Raw genomic sequence first — 15,926 nt, forward strand, 5'->3', positions numbered from 1 at the left:
AGGTTGTCTATGGACTTTAAAGGTTGAAGTTCAACTTTTTGAGTCCTTCATGTCAATAAGTGGTTAGCCAACCATCCAGGTCGAGATGGGAGGCGACATGTCCGAGATTGATCAGAAGCACCTGGCCGAAGCTGTAGGTCGAGCGATTGCCAAGCAGCGTGTCCGCGTCGGTATGACGCAAGAGCATGTGGCGGAGCGGCTTGGCATTGGCAGCGAGGCGATTTCCCGCATTGAGCGGGGTATCGTCATCCCCAACATTTCTCGGTTGCTGGAGTTCGCCGCCATCTTTGAGTGCGAGGCCGCGGACCTGCTGACAGAAGCAAGCCCGCGAACCGACGATCAGGCGCAACGGATCAGTCGTATGCTGGCTACGGTCTCACCTGCGGATCGTCAGTTGATCCTGGGGCTGGTCGAGCAGTTGGCGGATCGCCTGGCTGAGGCGTAAGGGTGTCGCTAGGCTGCTGGTCGAAACGTGCACCACAGCGCAGGCAAAGGCACTCGAATTCCCCGAAGTGAAAACGCTGAATGTCCTGGGCAAATTCCCAGCCCTGGGCGCATCCAGAGGTTGCGCTTTCTACGGCGCATGTAAGCCGTTCTAGACCCATTTGAAACATGTCGCCGATATCGCGGTTTCGGTGCATGTTGCTCTGCACGCGCATCTTTGAACAGCCGTCCAGGAAGCCGCCTAGCGTTCCCAGCAGCAGGGAGCAGGCTTGCGCCTGTGCCTTGGTGACCACGAGCATCGACTCGCAAATCAGGCATCGTGTTTCCATGAAGAACCTCCTGAGACTTAGGGCCTCGCTTCGCTGCTGAGCGATTCCAGCTTGGCGGCCAGGGCTGTGCGTTGTGGGGGTGAAGGCTCGCTGGTGGTGGGCGCTGGTTCGGTGAGCGGGAAGAACTCATCGACAATCGCGCCGCTGTCCTCTTCGTTGTCTTCGAAGGCCCCATTGCCCAGCCCTTGCTGCGCGGCGCTATCGAGCGCGTGCTGGTCGAAGCCGGCCGCTTGACGGGCCTCATCCAGTTGCTTGGCGGCCAGCAGGTTCTCCTCCACACTCATGCCGCTACGCAGCGTGATGTCCACGTAGAAGATTGGCGTGCCATGGCTTTGCCGGGTGGATTTACCGCGCAGGCGCAGCTCCAATGCCAGGCAAGCCAGACGATTGCCTGAGATCGCCTGGAAGTATTTCAGGCGTGCTGCGAGGGTGCGGATGCTGTTGAAGCCGGTGGTACGGAACACAAAGCTGCCAAGCGGATCCTCATCGCCGATAACCACGTTTAGTCGGCCATACGGCTTGCAGGCGCCCCCTTTGGCCAGTGGGCAGGCATCGGGCGAGGGACACGGCAGTGTCTGGATTCCATCCTGGCCGATGCGCTTGCAGGTTTCCCCATTGCCCACACAAACCGGGCGTCCGGTTTGCCGATCGAACAGGGTGTAGTCGGCGCGGAAGTTGAGCTCGGGTTCGTTGAACATCAGACGGATAGGGATGCTGCGCAGCTTGTCCTCTTTGCCTTGGCGCAGCTGGTCGTTTAGTGGATGCAGTAACCAGCCATCCTTACCTTGCACCTGGGAGGTGATGGTGAATTGATCGTCTTTCTCCGGCAGACGTTTGCCGTTTCTCTCGACGACCTTGCCGATCGAGATGCGCCCAATCACTGGGGGCGTCAGAGCCAGACCTTTCAACATGGATGTTCTCCTGGAAACGAAAAAAGGCCAGCCGTGCAGCGCGAACTGCATGGACTGGCCAAGGGGGAGGGAACGGATGGAAACAGCCGGATTCAGCCGACCAAGAAGCGCCGCGCGCCGGGCTTCAGCAGCGGGTACTTGGCCTGTAGGTAAGGTTTGTCCTTGAGTAGCTGAGTGACGTCCAAGCCAAGACTGTCTTTGGCCTTGCGCCAACTGAGGTAACCGCTGGCGAACTCAGCCCGGCTGGCGTCACCCATGGCTTGCTGCAACATCTGCTTGAGCTCGGCTTCTCGCTTCTCCTTGTCGGCAATCGACTGGCGAACGGCTTTCAGCTCGATGAAGGCTGCGGTCAGTCCGGCATGGCTGCTGAAGTCGACGACCTGGCCGTTGTCTTCCGGGTAGAGGCAACGTAGGGCCATTTCAGCGGATGCCGAGCCATCGGCCGGTGGCGGTGTGTCCGTTTCCACGTACTGCCAGAACCTGCGCTCCAGATCGACGAGCCGCGCGATCATCTGCTCGTCCCGCTCGATTCGGTGAATCTCCAGCGTCTGACCGCCGAGCAGTACAGCCACATCAGCCGCCTGCTTGCCGGTGACGGCGAGCTGGTGCATGACCTGCAGTTGCACGTACTCGGGCACGCCTTCTTTCCAGAGGCGTGCCCCGTTTATGCCAGCGGTCTTGCATTCGAGGATCTGCACATCGGGTGGATTCAATCGGCCGTCGCAACACTGGGTTGCTGAATAGATGTTAGATAGTCGTTCAGTACCTCGGCAGGTGTTTTCCAGCCGAGCGTTTTCCTGGGTCTAGTGTTCAGCGTATGGGCTACGGCTTGGATCTCTTGGTAACTCCAACGAGACAGGTCGGTGCCTTTCGGGAAATATTGCCGTAGAAGACCGTTTGTATTCTCGTTCGTACCGCGCTGCCATGGACTGTGAGGGTCGGCAAAGAAGACTTTTACTCCAGACTCAATGGTAAAGCGGACGTGATCCGATAACTCCTTTCCACGATCCCAAGTCAATGATCGCCACAGCTGAACGGGTAAGCCAGTCACGGCCCTCTTCAATGCATTGGTCATGGTGACAGCACCGTAGCCAGCAAGAGCGGGGCCGTTCTTCGTCCGGGGAGTCAGCCCGTAACCTTCCTCGCGAGGCAGATGAACGAGCATGGTAAATCGGCTTGAGCGCTCGACCAGCGTCCCGATGGCGGATCGGTTCAGGCCAATGATCAGATCACCCTCCCAATGCCCTGGTAAGGCACGATCCTCCACCTCAGCAGGACGGCTGGAAATCATGACATCCTCGCTGACATGTGCCCATGCTTTGGCCTGCGCCCTGGCTCTTGGTACGCGCAACGCCCGCCCAGTACGCAGGCAACTCACCAGTTCATGCTTGAGAGCGCCTCGCCCTTGAATGTAGAGAGCCTGATATATGGCTTCGTGAGAAATACGCATGGACTTGTCATCCGGGAAGTCGATTTGCAGCCGGTTGGCAATCTGTTCGGGTGACCAACCATTGACCCATTTACGGTCACCACGATGTGGTTTATTTCGTCCCTTGAATGGTGCCTGTAGAGGACCGGCAATCTCACGGCCATTAGCGTTATGAACCTTGCCTTCCAAGCGCTCTTGCACGTAATGGCGCAGTTGCGGGTTGGTCACCAATCTCGCCGGCTTCGGTCTCTTGGCAACCAATTCCGCCTTCCACTGCGCGACTGAAGCGCGATACTCGAGCCGGCCGCTACGAGTTGCTGCGTTACGAGTCAGCTCCCGTGAAATGGTCGACGGACTTCGTCCAAGACGGCGAGCAATCTCACGCACACCAACACTTTGCGCCCGGAGCAGCCCGATCTCTTCTCGCTCAGCGAACGACAAGTACCTTCCTGATATGTGGTTCGACATGAATAATGGCATTCCGCCGCGATGACGGAACCAGCGTGTGCCTACCGCTGACGATACGCTAATAGCCTCTGCTGCCCTTTCGCTTGTGATCCCGGTTGCGATCTGTTCCCAAAATAGCCGCTCGATCTCTCGGCGAAGTGACGGGGCACCTGGCGAGCGCATTGCCCCTCGCCCCGTCAACTCCTGCATCCACCCTGCAGGTCGCCCCATAAACACCTCCACGATCAAAGGTGTTGCAACGACCGGTTGAATCCACCTCGTTAGCGCCGATCACCTCACGGTCGATGTTGGCCAACATCCAGGACATTTCCGGATCCGGATGCTGGAGCACGGCGTTGATGCGCCGCACGCGGTTCTTTGTGCGTTTGCTGTAGTGCCAGGCCACGATAGGCTCGAGTACGTTGCCCCAGTAGGCTGGGCTTTCCTCGTCATGCGGATCGGTCTTCGGCACTTTGGTGTCGCGGCCGGTTTTCTCCAGCCACAGTTCCAGCTGCGATTTGTAGGGATTGAGGCCGACTGCTGCCGCTGCATCCGAACTACCGATACCTTGCTTGCGGATTTGCAGCCAGTCCTCGCGCGGCAGTTCCTTGGTGCTGACCAGGCGCAGGGCAGGGCGTTTCTTGCGGGTGCTGCTGTTCAGTGACGTTGCTTTCATGATGCTCACCTGCAGACATAAAAACGCCCGGCCAGCACTGGGCTGACCGGGCGCGAGGGTTGATGTGATAGAGGCTTAAGCGGCGAGCAGCAGCGCGGCATTCAAGGCGCGCTGCTTGATCTGCGCCCCTTGGCCGAACCAGGCCGAGTCCATGCGGTACTCGTTGCTACGTGCACGGCGCTCGTGGTCGACGTACTCGGTGACGGCATTGAGCAGGCCCCAGGCGGTGCCGCGGGCCGAGTCCAGCTGGCTGCCACGACCACGACCTTCATACAGTTCCTGTACCTTGCGCAGGGCGCGCTCGTTGGGCAGTTGTTCGGGGAGCGCACCGGTCGGGCTGGTCTCGCACATGACGTTCATGAAGAAGCCCAGTGCCTCATGCCATTGCACCTTACGCTTGGCCAGCGCGCGCATGCGGTACATGAAGTCGTCCCATTGCGAGACGGCGATACCGAGCTGCTTTTTCACCGCTTGGGGATCGAAGCGAGTGTTGTGCGGCACCTTGATCGCGCGACTGGTTCCGTCCAGGGCGATGGTCAGGGTGTTGTTGCATACCACGCGCACGGTGGTAGGCGTTGCCGTGGTGGCCAGGGTGCCGTCGCAGGACGTCGCCAACAGCAGGTAACCGTTGACCTGGTCGTTGCCCTTGAGCGCGAAGCCTTGCCCGGTACGTGCCAGCGCCCAGAACTTGCGCCCGCCCTTGAGCACGCCGGCGGTTTCCAGCTCGTAGCCGGAGACCTCGGTCAGGTCCCTGTAGAACTCCAGCACTTCGCGGGGTTGCACGGTGTGGTAGCGCTTGGAGACCACCGACAGCGGCGCCTTGGTATCCGAACGGAACAATACCTTCTGCTCGGGGAACGAGTGGATCGTGCCGAGATGGCCGATCGCGTCTGACTTGAAATGCACGGGGCTTTCCAAGATCTGCCAGTCCATACCGGCTTCGCGCTGCCAGACTTCCAGGGGCTGCTTTTGCGTGAGTTGATTACCTAGGCCGTGCCAAGGGGTGGCTCCGACGTAGGCCATTTGCTCGATTTGATGAGCCATAAAGATCTCCTTGCCAGAGGGACTGGCTATCAACCGGCAGTCCGAGTGCCGGGTGGGTGGGAATCGGATTGAATGAAGACGCGTCGCGCGCCTTGTAGGAGGGCTACTGGTCGAGGGAAAAGACGTGGCCGCAGGCGTGGCACTCGAAGTTATCGAGCACGCGGGCATCGATTTCTTCACCCATGCGTGCACCGGCGAGGCTGCCTACTGCGCCGCCAGCCAAGCCGCCTAGAATGGCACCAGCCAGGCCACCCAAGGCCGCTCCGATGGGGCCCGCGACTGCGCCCAGGGCAGCACCACTTTGTGCGCCGGCGGCAGCGCTCGCCGCGCCGGTCGCGGCTCCACCTACAGCACCGGCTGCACCACCGATTTTGCGGGCATGGTTGCGCGCTGTGACGCGCGCAGAGTTACAGGAAGGGCAGTTAATCGACATCGTTCAGACTCCTGAAAAGGGAAGGGCTGAAGAGGGCAATACGCACCCGTCTTCCCTTAAATGATTCAGGTCTGAAATTTCGTTATATCTGGCCGCTGCAGTCAGTAGTGGGGCTCGTCACTGCGGAGAAAACATCAGCAGTTTCATTTTGCACCCTTCATGCAGATCCGTGAGATGAAGCACTGGGGCGACTTCACACCCCAGTACTTCCGCCAGACGGCCGACTATCTGTGCGTATTCGCCGAGCGTAAGCGTTGGCGTGTTTTCAACGACCAGCAGTGCCTGCTGTGCAGGATCTGACTGGTGCATTCGCATGCGGTTTCATAAATACTGCAATGCTTGAAGGGTGGAGTTCGCTTGCGCTGAGACGTATCTGTCGATCAGTTGTTGCGGATTTCCGGAGCGATGGAAGTGTTCTGTGTTCGCTGGATGTCGAAGAAAAGCATGCTCAGCGGGGTGTGTAGTAGATGGCGTCCAGGAGCGCTGCGCGCCCCAGCCAGATTTCGGCGTCAGCCGCATTGCTCGGCTGCGGATGCCTCCACCACGCATCGCCGTGCATCGGCTCGATGATGCGCTGCCAATAATTCTCCAGATTCGTTGTGCTCGGGCTGACACCGAAGTTCTCGCATAAGTCCTTTCGATTGGCCGAATCGATGCACACGAACGTGTCAGGCCGCTTCATCGCCAAGAGCCTGGTCGCGGTCGGCAGTCCGCCGACTCGCCCGTTCTGGTCGAAGGCTGCTATGAACGCTTTGCCATAGCGGTCGTAGTCGTCCTGCGTGACCGCGCCCATCAACGGGATGAAATCGAGGGCGTCGGAGAGACCTATGGGGGCTTCGATGACTAGGTTCGCGAACGTCCCGCTTGCGCCCATGCTCCCGAAAAGCCCGTAGTCCACGCCTGGCTGCTGGGACTTCTTGCGCCCGAGAGTGCCGGCGACCAGCTTGCGGTCGTCCTCGCTCCACTTCGCGTAGGGTATGCCAGTCGCGAAAAGGGCGCGTGCCTTTGCCAAGACTCCCAAGCGCTCCTTGAACAGGTGCGCAGACGGGTGTGATGAGCTTCGGACCTGCACGAGGTAGTCCGCCCAGCTCATGTCATGTGGCGCGCGCTTGGTATTCGGCTTAGAAGGTGGCCGAACGTCAGCGAACTTAGTCAGTTCCTCTCGTGCTGCCGCCTTGGCTGCGTATTGGTGGCGGTACCGATAGATAAACTCGTGCGAGATGTCTTCCGCGCCCCTCCACGCGTCTGCGACGAAGCGACTGAGCTCTGCTAGCGCCGCATCGTTTGAAGAGCCATCCAGCAGAACGCTTGCCTCGACGTTACGGCTCATAGCGGCGTTCGTGAGATTTGGACTACCGACTACACAGCGGATGCGTCGCCCGTTGCGAAACATGTAGACCTTCGGATGGAACAGGTCGCCAGTAGGTGGAACGACGGCTGCGGCCGCTAGCCTTGCTGCCCGATCAAGAACCTCGGGCTGCGTCTGGAACATGTGAGTGCCGACGACGAACTGCTCGAACTTCGAGCTGTTTTTCATCGCTGCCTCGAAGACCGCGTTCTCGGTAGCCCAGGCCACTGCCCATTGCATCGACTCGCAGCTATCGACCAGCTCTATGAGAGTTGCCTGCGTCTGCGAAGCTGACAGGAACTTCACATCCATCCCTGCTTCTCCTCGTGTTTCTGTTGAACTACGTCTGGCGCGCTGCTGGGGACGTCAGGACAGGCGAACTGCTCGCGCAGCGACCGGCAGGTACAGCCATCGCTGGCTCACGGGTTTGCCGGTCGCGCGGAGAAGCGCATGACCATAGGACTCTATCTGTGGGCCATGCTCGGCCACCAAGTCCTCGTCTCTGGCAGCAACGCCGGGGTTCGACTTGTGGTCCAGCAGAATCCAGCCATTTGGCTCCTCCACCAACAGGTCGATGCGGCCACGGATTCGCGTGCCTTTCGGGCCATCCGCTTCGATGGGCACTTCGACGTGAACGGGACAGCCAGGCCAGCGCTTGGCTATCCAAGCCAGGAACGCTTCGACCTGGAAGCAAACGGCATCCGTGTCCACAGAATGAGCCACAGCCCAGGTCTTCAGGATGCGTTCGATGTCTGGGGCCGGGACGCTACCAAGAACCGCGGCGCGCGCAATGCACAGGTGGAGCGCCGAGCCCAGCGACGCCATGTCGGGCTTGCCTGCCAAGCTCAGCCTGACGCCTACGGCGTCGGTCTCGACGACCTTGAACGTGCCGCCTGAGGCAGAACTCGGTCGATGCCACAACGGCTCGGCCTGCACGCGTGGGCGAGGGGTGAACCAGTGGCAGTCCTCAGATGCCTTGGCAGGTGGCTCCACAGCACAGTCGTCCTTGCTCCAAGACTTTGACTGCCTGGAGAGCTGCCGGCCGTCCGGAAGCGCCACAGCTCCTGAGTCGCCGAACAACAGCGCGACTGCGCCTTGAATCTCGCCAACCCAAGCGCGCCCCGGTCCGCGAGGACGAATGAACGACACTGCGACGTTCATATCGCGTGCGCGAGTCAGGCCGACATAGAGCAGGCGCTTGTTCTCCGCCAGGGCTTCGGCCTGCATGGCTTGACCAGTGGCGCTGGCCTCAGCGTTGAGGGCAGCCTGGGGTTGGGACCGTTTGCCCCAAGTCTTCAGCCAGCAGTGGACGAAGCGGTTGGCAAGTGGCTGCTGCGGCTCGAAGCCTCCAACAGTCCTGGCGCGGACGCTCCAAAGTGAACTGCGTGCCGTCGCATCTAGGCTTGTCAGCACGGCGACTGGCCACTCCAGGCCCTTGGCGCCGTGATACGTGAGGACCGAGACGGAGTTATCTGATGACGTGGCCCGATTGTCGTCCTCTTCGCTGGCGAGCTCGTCCAGCCATCGAAGCATGCCGCTGACAGTCGCCGGCTGCTTCGCGGCAACACTCTCGTCCTCGAATGTCTTGCCGAACTCGACCAGCGCCTCGACATTGGCCAGTCGGTTACGGCCTTCATGAGGGGAGGCAGACCATTGGCCAACTAAGCGCGCAACCTGGGATTCGGCAGCGGCAAGTCGCAGTGCTTCCTGTGGTGTCATTGCATTGAGCGTTGGACGCAGCTCTTCCAATCGGGCCAACAGCGGATGGGCGCTGTCGCCCTTTATCTTCCACTCGTAGGACTTTGCACCATCGGTGGCAAGGTGCTGCAGTCTGTCTTGGAGCCATGTCTCGATCGGAGTACCCTCAGTCAGGGTGAGAACCAGTGCCGTCGCGACCGTGTCGGTCGGGTCGTTCATGCGCCTCAGGCAGGCCATTACATAGATGGCTTCGGCAGTCCCCAACAGGCCAGAACGCGGGCTGGCCGACGGGATACCCCAGCGTGTGAGCGACGTGACGGCAAACTCGACCTGCTCGTTGTAGCGACACAGCACTCCGACATCGCCCGCCTGAATCGGACGGAGCTCCTTGGTTTCCTTGTCTTCGACCTTGACCCCGGATCCCAGCAACTCGCGGACGGCCTGCCCAAGGCCCAAGTAGTCCGCGTCGTTTCGGCTGCTCTCGAAGTTCCAGTTCAGGAGAGCGGCCTGGTCCGGGATGTCCTTCCGCAGCGGCTGCAATTGCACCTGCGCGGGCGTTAGGTCGGGCTCGAACGCAGAGCCGAACACGCCGTTGGTGAGCGAGACGAGGCTATCGATGGAACGCCTGGAGATGTCCAAGGCCTTCCCAATGGTTCCGCCCCAGTCCTTGAGGGCGCCGAGGACGCCGGCAATGAGGTTCGCGTCCGTTCCGCGGAACCCGTAGATGGCCTGCTTGGGGTCGCCGACCCAGACCGACCGCTTGGCGAGCTTGGCCAACTCTACGAAGAGCGCCAGCTGAAGAGGGCTGGTGTCCTGGAACTCATCGACCATGATGAGGTCCAGCTCTGCCGACAAGGCTTCGCGGACGGTTGGTTTTGTCCTCAGTGCACGCAGTAGCAGCACCTCTTGGTCGCTGAAGTCAACGGCGCCCAGGGCCTTCTTGGCCTGCTCGTAGGCGTCGAGAACGTCGGCTGCCAGGTTGAACACCAGGTCAAGGTACCGACGGACCTCGGCATGAAAGGCTGGGTGAGCCTCGTGGGCCTGAGCAGCGGCCTTGACTGGTACCAGGATGTCCCTGACCTTGGCGCCTGCGTCAATCCCGGCCGCGCCAAGCCAGTCGGGCCAGCACCAGCGGCCTTCACGGAAGAGCCGGTCCAGTTTCTGCAGCCCTTCGAGTCCCTTAAGGAGGTTGTCCGCAACTTTGGCACCGGCAGCCTGTTGTTGTTCGACATAGGCAGCTACCTTCTGGTGCGCTTCGCCCAGCGCGGCCGCCAGTGCCACGGTCGGATCCTGACCTGTGCTTGGGGCAGGCCAGTTCGCAAGCATCGCGTCCGCGTTCTGGGCACCCATTGCGCGAAGCGCCGCTGGCGCTATGTCGTTGTCGAGTGCGGCCTTGACGACGGTCTCGACAGTCTTGGACCAGTCGGCCTGCTCGATGCCAAACCGCTCGGTAAGCCGAACCAGTTCCGCTTGTGCGGAGGCGTCCATTGACTCGGCTAGGGTGGCTTTGAGCAGTCGCTTGGATTGACCTTCGCTCAGGACAGTCTGGTCGGGAGACAGACCAAGCTCGAAGCAGAACCGCTTGAGCATCTGGCCGCAGACGCTGTTGACGGTACCCAAGCGGGCCTGGCCGATGGCTGTAGCCAGGTCGATGCGTCCCTTCTCAAGAAGCCAGGAGCGGGCGCGTTCGCGCAGCTCGGTGGCGGCCTTCACCGTGAAGGTTGTGGCCAGGATGGCTTGAGGCCGCGCTGCGCCGGACTCGAGCGCTTGGGCGAGCGTTTCGGTCAGCTTGTAGGTCTTGCCGCTGCCGGCGCCTGCGCTGATGAACTCGATGTTGCACATCATTGCCAGCCTCCCAGCAAAACGAGGTGGTCACGGTCCCATTTACTTGGGCCATTGATCGGAAGGGTTCCGTCAGGGCCTTGGAACTCGTCGGGTGGGCCTTCCGGAACGACGTCGATGATTCCGGCGTCTAGCTGCTGCTTGCGCCAGTTCCAGGTGGCGCGTGCGCGCTCCAATAGGGTTGCGATGGTTACGCCGTCTGGCGGCCTTCTGACCTGCGCTTTAGGAAAGGCGTCTGCAGCGGTGACGAACAGTGCGCCGCTTTCCAGGATGAAGTAGCCAAGCGCGGAGGGTGCGACACCTTTCTTTTGTTCGATGAGGCTGGAGTAGAGCGCCAGCTGCAAGTGCTCGCCGGAGCGAAGCAAGCCTGCGTAGTAGTTGTCGCTTCGCCACTTCATGTCCAAGGCGACAGTTCGCTTGTCGCCAAGCGTGACAAGGAGGTCAATCTTGCCAACCAGCGGGATTGCACCCAGGGTTCCGGCGAACTCGACTTCAGTTTGCACCTGTATTGCGCCAGCGGACCTCAGGTGGTCGAGGAGACTGCAGATGGCTCCTTCGCAGACCTTGCGGAAGTGCTGCTGGCTCACACCTGCGCCCTGCATGAGCAGTACTGCGCCCTCGGTCTGCAGGAGCATGTCGACCTCAGTGTGGAACCAGGCGACTGCAGCGTGGTTCGACCAGGTCAAGGCATCGGTGTGAGCGAAGAGCTTCTCGAACACACGGTGCGCAAGGATGCCCAGCAGGCGGTTGTCTTCCTCCACCGCCAGGACGGAGCTGGGCTCCAGGTCAGCCACCCGCTTCAGGACGAAGAGGGCGGGGTCGCTGAAGAGTTCGTTGAGCGTGGTGAACGACTGCGCGGAGTCCCCGAGCGGCACAGGATTCGGGAGTTGGATTTGCCTTGGGGTCGCGGGAAGTTGCTGAGGCGGAAGTACTTCGGCCATTGTCCCGAGAAGTGTGGAGCCAAGGGCGGTGTCCAGGTCGAACGCGGCAGATTCGATGTGCGGTACGAGCTTCTTCAGAAGCTGGCGAATCGGATGCACTTCTGCATGAGGGGGTGGGCAGACGAGAACAAATCTTTTCCTCGCGGCAAGTAGTGGCCGCAGCCACTGCTGTGCTAACGACACGAGCTCGCGCGACGGGTCTCGCAGCTGGACACCCTGCTGAGTGAGAGCCTCCACCTCCGAGGGGGACCAGGGCAGAGGGGAGGGCAGAACAGGCGTGGACGGCATCCACCAGACAACCTCGTCGGCTGCTTCGACGCACGCGGCTGCCGTGCTCGCCGAACGCATGCAGCCTACATGGGGCACCGCGGCGGGGTTGGTTGCCCCGGCAGCTGTGGCGTGGGCGACCAACTGCTCGATTTGCCGAGGCAGCACGCTGGTCAGGCCTTGCCGAGCCAGCTCGGTCAGTGCGTCATGGACGGCCGCACATTGGCGATGCGCCGCCGAAAAGCTCGCCACGTCGGCGGATTCACCTGTGAGGCGACGCCGCATCGCTTCCTTCAGCCGGTCGACCCGAGCGATGAGTGCATCGATGGGTACTCCGTTGGTGCGAGACCAGCGTTCGGATTCCAGCCAGAAGGCAATTTCATCTGCGATTTCCTGGGTGTCGTCACCCGCGGCGAGCTTGGCCTTAGCCGCAGTCCAGGCCTCGCCGCCAATCCCGGGCTGTTTGGCGACAGCGCGGGCGAGCGTGCTTCTCGCGCGACGGCTGAACGGGCCGACCGGGTGGGTCAAGAAGTCCAGCAGTCGGTTGATGTCGAGAGGTGCCCAGCACATCTCCACGGCAAGGGGTAATGCCTGAAGCGCTGGACGAAGCTGATTCGGGCGCTCGAACCCACAGTTGACCCCGCCTGTTGCGGACAGCGATACGTCCAGCGAGTCGCCGGCGTCTTCGGCCAGGACCAGACGGTCGCCGGGCGCGTGCGAGTGTTGTGCGCTCAACCAGTTTTCGGCGGTCGTGGCCGTGAGGGCGTGCACCAGCAAGACGCTCCCATCAGTCGGCGCGGCCAAACTGCCTGCAGCGCCGCCGGCCAGGACGGTCATGGCTCGCTCTTGCAACGCACGGAGTTGGCCTTCGCCCTGTGGTTCAGGAAGGCGGACCTTCACTGCAGGCAAGCGGTCGAGTACTAGTTGCCAGAGGAGCGGGAAGTCCTCGGGCGGGTCAACCAGGGCAACTGTCTTGATGGGGCCGGGGCCGGACTCGCGTAGAGCTTGCATCACCAGGTGCAAGCGCTCGGCCTCTCCAGGCGGCAGCGCTTCGAAGGCCGCTTGCTCGATGGCGGCAAGCTCCTGGAGCCGCAAAGGGTGTGTTTGCTGTGCGCTGCCGTCCCAGCCGCCGAGTCGCCACTCGTCTCGCCAGGCCAGTAGGCGCGCGGCCGTACCGATGCTGTCGGCCTTCAGGGATTCACTGTAGAAGCGCGAGTCGTTGTCATGGGCTCGAAGCAGGCCGGAGTAGACCGCCACGCGTTTGGCCGTGGACGCTTCCGGCGCGCTCAGACCGAGGTAGGTTTCCAGCAGGGACAGGAAGCCGAGGCGGCCGACTACTGGGGCGTTGAAGAAGTTTGTCGGAGACGGACCCTGGCGGGCGTCCAGGAACAGGCCAAAAGTGACGTGCATGCTGAAGTTGACTCCCCTGAAGGCAATCGAATGCAGGCGTTCTATTGCGTCTTGTTCATCTGCTTCGAGTCGACAAGGGTAATCGACAGTAACCATCTACGTACAACGGCATATTGCCGCTAGTTGCTCAAGGCTTCTGCCTGCCCGTAGCAGAGCTTTTCAGGCCGTTGCATTTTATGGAGTGGGGAGATGAGGTCGATCATTCTGGAGATGTCAAACGCAGACGCCGGAGCTCTGCTGCGCTTTGTGCGGGAAAGTTATCGCTCGGGAACAGTGCCCCTCCGTCCCACGGGAGACATCCCGTTTGGAGCCTGCGCTGGAAGCGCTGGAGGGGGCTCTAGAAACTGATGTGGGGTGACCCGCTAGCGTCAGCCTGCGGAGATGTATGAGGTTCATCTCGATCAGATGAAACTCGACGAGCCCGTAACCTTTCTGCTGCGTGGCGGAATTATGTGCCGAATGTTTACAGTTCAAAAGTTTACGTATCGCCTATTAGGTTAGCGAGGTTTATGGTTGTCTCAGCAGAACTGAAGGAACCACCTATGATCACGTTAACTTCGCTGATTAAACAACTTTTCTTGATAGTTACTTTGATCCTGATGCTGGGGTTGGCTCGTTTGGCTTATGGCGGACAGATAGACTGATACCCTCGATTCCAACTTGCTTGGCTGCGTGAGTTGGTTTTCCTACAGGCCTATCTGCGGATACACCATCTACTGGGTAGGTTTAACTGTTGCGCTGCTTTTGAATTGTAGGGAGGAACACTATGAGTGTTGATACGTATCGTCGTCAGGTTGCCAGCGCTCGTGATGCCTTGGCAAAGCTAGCCAGCCTGAAGGCTAGGGAGTCCCAAAAGGCGGCTGATGCTGGGAAAAAGTCTCATGCCGCTGGAATTGCTGCCAGCAAAACGAAGCAATTATCTACAGCTACTTCCAAGCTTAAAGAAGCAAGCCGATATGCTGATTTGCAATCTAAGCATTTGGTTGAGGTTGCCAAGCTGGAGAAGAAAATTGCTGCAGAGCAGAAAAAACTAGCGACAGCTGAGCAGCGTTTAGAAAGCGAAGAAGCGAAGGTGCTGAAGAAAAGAAATGCGGAGCAGAAAAAGTTGCAGGAGGTGCAGGCAAGGCAATTCCGAGAGGTTGAATCCAGCCTAAAAACGCATGATTCTCTGCACCGGCAGGCTGCAGCACGGATTGATAAGTTGGCTGCGTTGCCCGAAGAAATTAAGGTTGCGTTCTTCGCGACCGATCCAGCGACAGCCTCTGATCGCAGGTTACTGCTGGATGAAGAAGTCCGAGAGATTCACCAAAAAATTCGACTTTCAGATCATCGTGATGCGGTTAAGCTCGAGTCGAGATGGGCGCTACGTCCAGGAGATATCTTGCAGTACATGAACGAGCTAAAGCCCACGATTGTGCATTTTAGTGGACATGGCAGCGATCAGGATGAGCTCGTTTTGCAGGATCGAAATGGTGACGCTGCATTTGTGCCGATGGCGAGCATTGTCGCTACTTTCGAACTCTATGACTCGGTTCGGTTGGTGTTTTTTAATACGTGCCACTCATTTAACCAAGCGGCCGCATGTACGCAGTATGTTGATGCGGCAATTGGCATGAATCAGTCGATTGGCGACGAAGCTGCCCGCGTGTTTTCAGCGCAGTTTTACTCAGCTATTGGCTTCGGCTGCTCAATTCCGACCGCTTTCAAGCAAGCCAAGAATGCGCTGATGCTGGAAGGCATTTCAGAAGAGTCCACACCGGAGCTATACCTTCGCGATGGTGTAGATGAGAGCGACCTCATATTGGTTAAGCCCAGGGCTCAGTGATAAAGCCACCCCTGTAACGCATCCAAGTTCTCCACCACAATCTGCTGTGCTGTTGGCTTGGTATGCACTTTGGTCGTGTCGATCTGATAGCGCTGCAGCACGTACTGAACCAGCGAGCCGCGGGTCTCGATAATCAGACGCCCATCGCGCATGCCGTAGTCTGTTTCGATGATGGCTTGTTGCTCGGGTTTCAGGCGCGAGTCCGGCGCAATGATTACCTGCACCTCAGTGCTCCAACCTTGATCGTGCTCGCGGGTGTGTTCCGTTCCGTCGTCCATTAACTCGGGCACGCCGCGGAAGCGACTCAATACGAAGTCCCGATAATCGCGATTCTTCTCGCAGTAAGCGCGTACGTGCCAGCGCATGCCGGTGTAAATCAGCGTATGCGGAGCGATCAAGCGTGTCTCTGCATCCGGCGTAGTAAAGGACACGTACTCACACTCCAGGCGTAGCCCTTCGCGGCAGGCCCGAAGAAGCGGGCGCAGTAGTTCCGGGCGAACCGTGCGATCCGGCACCTGCAGCACCTCGGTGTGCGCATAGGCCAATGCTAGTCCCTCGATATGCGGGGCACGGTCATGGTTCTGGTTGAGCAGGTGCAGATAGGCGCTGGCGCTGTCATCGATGAACAGCGGCTTGAAGTGCCTGCTGGGTACATACCCCTTTAGATGCTTGTCGTATTCAAGATTCTTCGGCGCGTAATCGGTGATGTAGGAGTTGATGTCTTTCGACGCCTGTTGGCGGCTGATGCCGAAGCTCTGAATCAGGTGATTTGTGGTCAGACGGCCTTCCCACCAGGCCACCGTCTCAATCAGGCGGTAGCGCAACGCCAGATCCCAGCGTACGGACTCGATTGATTGCTTGCGCTTCATGGCCTCTCCATCT

Annotated in this window: 10 protein-coding genes and 2 pseudogenes; 2 read left to right on the forward strand and 10 right to left on the reverse strand. The window is 59.9% G+C overall.

Annotation, left to right across the window (positions count from 1 at the left end; genetic code table 11):
- Positions 1-97: 97 nt before the first annotated feature.
- On the forward strand, positions 98-445 hold the full coding sequence (locus tag LT948_RS20345) for a helix-turn-helix domain-containing protein (protein ID WP_033866967.1): 348 nt from the start codon (positions 98-100) through the stop codon (positions 443-445).
- 345 nt (positions 446-790) lie between these two features.
- On the opposite strand, the gene LT948_RS20350 is transcribed toward LT948_RS20345, so the two are convergent.
- The 9 genes and pseudogenes from LT948_RS20350 to LT948_RS20395 form a co-directional block, all read right to left on the reverse strand.
- Positions 791-1,684: a recombination directionality factor gene (locus LT948_RS20350; RefSeq protein ID WP_033866968.1), complete on the reverse strand. Its 894-nt coding sequence runs from the start codon at positions 1,682-1,684 to the stop codon at positions 791-793.
- A 92-nt stretch (positions 1,685-1,776) separates the two neighbouring features.
- Positions 1,777-2,382 (reverse strand): annotated as a pseudogene (locus LT948_RS20355) (YqaJ viral recombinase family nuclease); the annotation flags it as partial.
- An 11-nt stretch (positions 2,383-2,393) separates the two neighbouring features.
- A complete protein-coding gene (locus tag LT948_RS20360; RefSeq protein WP_076611796.1) occupies positions 2,394-3,770 on the reverse strand; it encodes an IS30-like element ISPa37 family transposase in 1,377 nt (458 codons plus the stop codon).
- Positions 3,748-4,236, reverse strand: a pseudogene (locus LT948_RS20365) (lambda-exonuclease family protein); the annotation flags it as partial. The pseudogene LT948_RS20365 and the gene LT948_RS20360, both read right to left, overlap by 23 nt.
- 75 nt (positions 4,237-4,311) lie before the next feature.
- Positions 4,312-5,280 carry a DUF932 domain-containing protein gene (locus LT948_RS20370; protein ID WP_033866971.1) on the reverse strand — a complete coding sequence of 323 codons (969 nt, stop codon included), beginning with the start codon at positions 5,278-5,280 and terminating at the stop codon, positions 4,312-4,314.
- A gap of 550 nt (positions 5,281-5,830) precedes the next feature.
- Positions 5,831-6,022 carry a hypothetical protein gene (locus tag LT948_RS20380; protein ID WP_124166586.1) on the reverse strand — a complete coding sequence of 64 codons (192 nt, stop codon included), beginning with the start codon at positions 6,020-6,022 and terminating at the stop codon, positions 5,831-5,833.
- 139 nt (positions 6,023-6,161) lie between these two features.
- Positions 6,162-7,373: a phospholipase D family protein gene (locus LT948_RS20385; RefSeq protein ID WP_033866972.1), complete on the reverse strand. Its 1,212-nt coding sequence runs from the start codon at positions 7,371-7,373 to the stop codon at positions 6,162-6,164.
- 54 nt (positions 7,374-7,427) lie between these two features.
- On the reverse strand, positions 7,428-10,604 hold the full coding sequence (locus LT948_RS20390; protein ID WP_033866973.1) for a UvrD-helicase domain-containing protein: 3,177 nt from the start codon (positions 10,602-10,604) through the stop codon (positions 7,428-7,430).
- The gene (locus LT948_RS20395) at positions 10,601-13,315 is read right to left on the reverse strand and encodes a PD-(D/E)XK nuclease family protein (protein WP_224031595.1); all 2,715 of its coding nucleotides are present in this window, start codon (positions 13,313-13,315) and stop codon (positions 10,601-10,603) included. Before LT948_RS20395 ends, LT948_RS20390 begins: the two co-directional genes overlap by 4 nt.
- Before the next feature lie 670 nt (positions 13,316-13,985).
- Here LT948_RS20395 and LT948_RS20400 point away from each other — a divergent pair.
- Positions 13,986-15,044 (forward strand): hypothetical protein, encoded by a 1,059-nt coding sequence (locus LT948_RS20400; protein WP_058150871.1) that lies wholly within the window; start codon positions 13,986-13,988, stop codon positions 15,042-15,044.
- Here LT948_RS20400 and LT948_RS20405 read toward each other — a convergent pair.
- Positions 15,038-15,913, reverse strand: a complete 876-nt coding sequence (locus LT948_RS20405; RefSeq protein ID WP_033867015.1) for a WYL domain-containing protein — start codon at positions 15,911-15,913, stop codon at positions 15,038-15,040. The two genes, LT948_RS20400 and LT948_RS20405, sit on opposite strands and share 7 nt — an antisense overlap.
- Positions 15,914-15,926: the final 13 nt, after the last annotated feature.

This window comes from Pseudomonas sp. CP-1 (genome assembly GCF_021213715.1).
In the GTDB taxonomy this organism is placed as follows: Bacteria; Pseudomonadota; Gammaproteobacteria; order Pseudomonadales; family Pseudomonadaceae; genus Pseudomonas; species Pseudomonas aeruginosa.

Coding starts and splice junctions, on each gene's coding strand:
- LT948_RS20345 (WP_033866967.1), top strand. CDS start 98: ATGTCCGAGATTGATCAGAAGCACCTGGCCGAAGCTGTAGGTCGAGCG.
- LT948_RS20350 (WP_033866968.1), bottom strand. CDS start 1,684: ATGTTGAAAGGTCTGGCTCTGACGCCCCCAGTGATTGGGCGCATCTCG.
- LT948_RS20360 (WP_076611796.1), bottom strand. CDS start 3,770: ATGCAGGAGTTGACGGGGCGAGGGGCAATGCGCTCGCCAGGTGCCCCG.
- LT948_RS20370 (WP_033866971.1), bottom strand. CDS start 5,280: ATGGCTCATCAAATCGAGCAAATGGCCTACGTCGGAGCCACCCCTTGG.
- LT948_RS20380 (WP_124166586.1), bottom strand. CDS start 6,022: ATGCACCAGTCAGATCCTGCACAGCAGGCACTGCTGGTCGTTGAAAAC.
- LT948_RS20385 (WP_033866972.1), bottom strand. CDS start 7,373: ATGGATGTGAAGTTCCTGTCAGCTTCGCAGACGCAGGCAACTCTCATA.
- LT948_RS20390 (WP_033866973.1), bottom strand. CDS start 10,604: ATGATGTGCAACATCGAGTTCATCAGCGCAGGCGCCGGCAGCGGCAAG.
- LT948_RS20395 (WP_224031595.1), bottom strand. CDS start 13,315: ATGGTTACTGTCGATTACCCTTGTCGACTCGAAGCAGATGAACAAGAC.
- LT948_RS20400 (WP_058150871.1), top strand. CDS start 13,986: ATGAGTGTTGATACGTATCGTCGTCAGGTTGCCAGCGCTCGTGATGCC.
- LT948_RS20405 (WP_033867015.1), bottom strand. CDS start 15,913: ATGAAGCGCAAGCAATCAATCGAGTCCGTACGCTGGGATCTGGCGTTG.